Source organism: Pseudomonas sp. Irchel 3F6 (assembly GCF_900187595.1).
GTDB lineage: Bacteria > Pseudomonadota > Gammaproteobacteria > Pseudomonadales > Pseudomonadaceae > Aquipseudomonas > Aquipseudomonas siliginis.
In genome coordinates, this window is record NZ_FYDP01000013.1 from 1 (window position 1) to 1,214 (window position 1,214).

At 54.5% G+C, this 1,214-nt stretch carries 1 protein-coding gene; it reads right to left on the minus strand.

Translation table 11 applies throughout. The features are described from left to right. A partial coding sequence (locus CKW30_RS26580) for an IS110 family transposase (RefSeq protein ID WP_095182452.1) occupies nt 1-939 on the minus strand: 939 nt, incomplete at its 3' end. Between the last annotated feature and the right edge of the window lie 275 nt (nt 940-1,214).

Here is a 1,214-nt window from a genome sequence, read left to right on the forward strand (position 1 = left end):
TGCCCGCATGCAGGCCCATAGTCCGGTCAGGTATTTGCGCATGACTGCGACAATAGCCTGCATCTTCCTCTTTCCTCGAGCCACCAAGGCTTCGTAAAACGCTTTCACATTTGGGTCGCAACGTATGGCGGTCAGCGCAGGCATGTACATCGCTGATCGCAAATAGGCATTGCCGCCCTTACTTATCCGGCCGGGTTTATCAATGCTGGTGCCTGATTGCGTGAGTCGGACATCGAGTCCGGCATGGCGGCTGACCTGCGCTGACTTGAGCGTTACCGGTAAGGTCGTCAGTTCAGCCAGCGCCGCAAATACTGAGATCTCACCCATGCCAGGGGCGGCGATCATGTGGGCGAACTGGGCGCTCAACGTTGGGCAGTTGTCGATCAGTGCCCGACCAGCGAGTCGGAAACGCTCGATTCGTTTGTCAAAGGCGTTGATGGCTTCTTCTTCGTCTTCAATCAGCATCAGAAGAGTTGTTTGAGTGGCTTTTAGTGCATGCAGCTCGTTTTTGGCGCGGGTGCGATGACCCGTCAAACGATTGATGTGGCGACCGATAGCGCGTAGCTCAAGCTGTATTGAAGTGGGCGGCGTCCACAACCTTGGGCTCATGCGTTCGCCGTACTCAGCTAATAACTGGGCATCGATTGCGTCCGTTTTGCTGTTTTTCAGCATCAGCTTTGCAAAGTTGTGAAAACTCTTCGGATTGATAACCGAGACTGGCAAACCCGCCGCAGCGAGCTCCATGGCCAAGTCCAGGTAGTAGATTCCGGTGGCTTCCATCACCACAGATATAGGCTTGAGCTCAAGTAACTTGCCGACAGCAGCTTTGCGCCCCGCCGGTGTCTGGTCGATATTGCACTGACCTGCAAAACGGCCGCCATTGCGCCAGCCCATCGCTGTAGTGCGAGATCCCACATCCAAACCGACGTGCATGTTCATGCTTTCAACTCCAAGAGAACTGAGTTAAAAATGCTTCCTGGTTCCCCTGACCTCGAACTTCATGCCACTGCAACCTTGTAATGCGAAGTCCGACTCGTCGGCTTCTCGATACTCTTCGTGGTGGGCAATGAGGCGGGGGGACCTCTCTACATACAAGGTCAGGAGCAAGTCCTGCCTTAAGGAGCGATCGGTCTCCCCCAGAAACACATCTTCGTATGTCGCACCAGCGAGCTTAGATCTCATTCATGCTGGTGTGTGGGGAACATACAAGGAGC